This window comes from uncultured Agitococcus sp. (genome assembly GCF_937920075.1).
GTDB lineage: Bacteria > Pseudomonadota > Gammaproteobacteria > Pseudomonadales > Moraxellaceae > Agitococcus.
On sequence record NZ_CALETI010000277.1, the window covers coordinates 1 to 2,443 of the forward strand.

The following is a 2,443-nucleotide window of genomic DNA, read 5'->3' on the forward strand; positions in this document are numbered from 1 at the left end:
CTTCCGATCTGCAATTTCATCAACATCAATACTGCCACCACAACGTCTAATAAAATCTTTATGTAATTGGCTTGCGTCTTTGTCTGCCCAAATTTGTTCGGCTTGATTGGATAACTCTAAAAAACGTTTATCTGCTTTTAGAGCCAAACTATCCAATTGTAAAGCAACATCATTTAAGCCCAACAAACGTAAACCATCCAAGGTTTTTAACCGTGACAGCGCCACATAACCTTGGCCTTGCTCAAAGGTTTGACTTAAATCAATTTCAGCCGCTTCTAGCGTCATGCCTTGGCTTTTGTGTACAGTAATCGCCCACGCCAAACACAAGGGAATTTGGCTATAACTGGCTAATGGTTTAGCACTGTCATTATCAATCGACCATGTTTCGGGTGTAACATATAAATGAGTGCCATCTCGTAATTTGACTTTAGGTAAGGTTTGGCCATCTTCTTCAATAAAATCAACAACCTCACCTAAAGTGCCATTAATATAACCACTTTCCATATTGTTTTTAACAAACATCACTTTTGCACCCAATTTTAGAACTAATTGTTGGGGTGCACGAACGTTGCTAATCAAGGTTTGTACTAACTTTTCGTTACCTTTGACTTCGGCATTAAATACATAGGACTTTTGATTAATACTATTCATATAACGTTGGTTAATTTGTTCAACATCAACATTATGGGTAAACAAACGGGTAATATCAGCTTCTAATTTTTGCTGACGGGTTTGCCTTAATAATTGCACACTTTCTGTTGAAACTTGTTGGGCGCGTATTTCATTAAGAATGGTATTTAAGCTATTGTTTTGTTGGCGATGCTGCTCAGTTAAATAACAAATATTAAACTTGGCCTCTTGCCATGCTGTTGACATAAAAGCAAATTTATCACGATTGCTTTCTTGGTTTTTCCCTACTGGCGGTAATTGAAAAAAATCACCAGCAACCACCACTTGTAAACCGCCAAAAGCCGCATCAGTATTTCTAAAAAATTTTAAGACTTGATTGACCATGTCCAATTGGCGAGCATGCAGCATGGAAATTTCATCAATAATTAAAATTTCGGCTCTATCTATTTGGCTACGCAAATATTTTCTTTCAAACATTCGTGTTAATTCGTCGTCATCCAAACTGTCTTTAATACCAATACCTGACCACGCATGAATCGTCATGCCATTCATGTGAGTGGCCGCAATCCCTGTTGAAGCGGTCATGGCAACGGGTACTTTACGAGCACGTAAATAGTGAATGTATTGATTAAGCGTATAGGTTTTTCCTGCACCAGCAGAGCCTGTCAAAAAGACATTATGCCCTGCTTTGAGGATATTTAATGCGGTTGCTTGTTTCATACAAAGTAACTAATTCTAAAACTGATTAACTGCATGATAGCTTAAAGGATTTTATAGCTCGATTGTTGATTTTCAGAAATCAAAACGACATTTTTAAAATTACAAATAATTGCATTAACATTTAATTTATGTAATATTACAAAAAATATCAACTAATTTATTTTTTTGTAACAAATGAAGCTAAATGCCAAAAATTTGATCTTAGATTTATTACTTGCCACTGAGGACACACCTTTGTCGGTGCGTGGTGCTATTTCTGCCTGTCGTTTATTTGGCCTAAGCGACAACAGTGTACGGGTGGCTTTGGCGCGTGCCTCTGCCGATGGTTTGATTGAAGCCGCAGGCCGTGGCACTTATCGTTTAAGTGCATCGGCATTACAATTGGCAGGTGAAGTCGCGACATGGCGTACAGCTGAGCAACGTATTAGGCCGTGGCAAGGTGGCTATATTGCAGTTTTAACACAACATTTAGGCCGCACCGACCGTGCTGCCTTACGCAAACGTGAACGCGCTTTAGCGATGTTGGGTTTTGCGAGTTTAGAAACAGGCTTTTATTTGCGGCCTGATAATATTGATGAAAATTTGAGTCAGATTCGTCAACGTTTATGTCGGTTAGGTTTAGAAGCACAAGCCCTTGTTTTTTATGCCAATCAGTTTAGCGAACAAGAACAAACACGCATTAGCCAATTGTGGAATGGGGCTGCGCTTAATCAACAATATCGCCAATTACAACAACAAATGGCTGATTGGTTAGCCCATGCGCCAAGTTTAGAGCCTGATGTGGCAGCACGAGAATCTTTTTTACTGGGTAGTAAAGCCATTCGCCAAGTGGTGTTTGACCCGTTATTACCTGAGCCGTGGGTCGATGTCGCTGAGCGTCATCGTTTTGTGGAAGCGGTATACGCATTTGACCACGCAGGTCATTTGATTTGGCGCAAATTGATTGCGGTATCCCTCACCCCGCCCCTCTCCCACAAGGAGATGGAGTTTTCAGAGTGAGCCTAAATAATTCAGGAGCAGTTAAAATGTCTGCATCTCCCGTTCCATAAAACTTATCAAAACCTACTTATTGTAGAACAAATAGGCTTTGTGT

Annotated in this window: 2 protein-coding genes; one reads left to right on the forward strand and one right to left on the reverse strand. The window is 39.9% G+C overall.

Features of this window, described 5'->3' with window-relative positions; translation table 11 throughout:
* Positions 1–1,350: PIF1 family DEAD/DEAH box helicase (locus Q0212_RS09680; RefSeq protein ID WP_297924868.1), on the reverse strand; the 1,350-nt coding region annotated here is incomplete at its 3' end.
* A 174-nt stretch (positions 1,351–1,524) separates the two neighbouring features.
* Between Q0212_RS09680 and Q0212_RS09685 the strand changes: the two genes are divergently transcribed.
* On the forward strand, positions 1,525–2,349 hold the full coding sequence (locus Q0212_RS09685) for a PaaX family transcriptional regulator C-terminal domain-containing protein (protein WP_297924869.1): 825 nt from the start codon (positions 1,525–1,527) through the stop codon (positions 2,347–2,349).
* Positions 2,350–2,443: the final 94 nt, after the last annotated feature.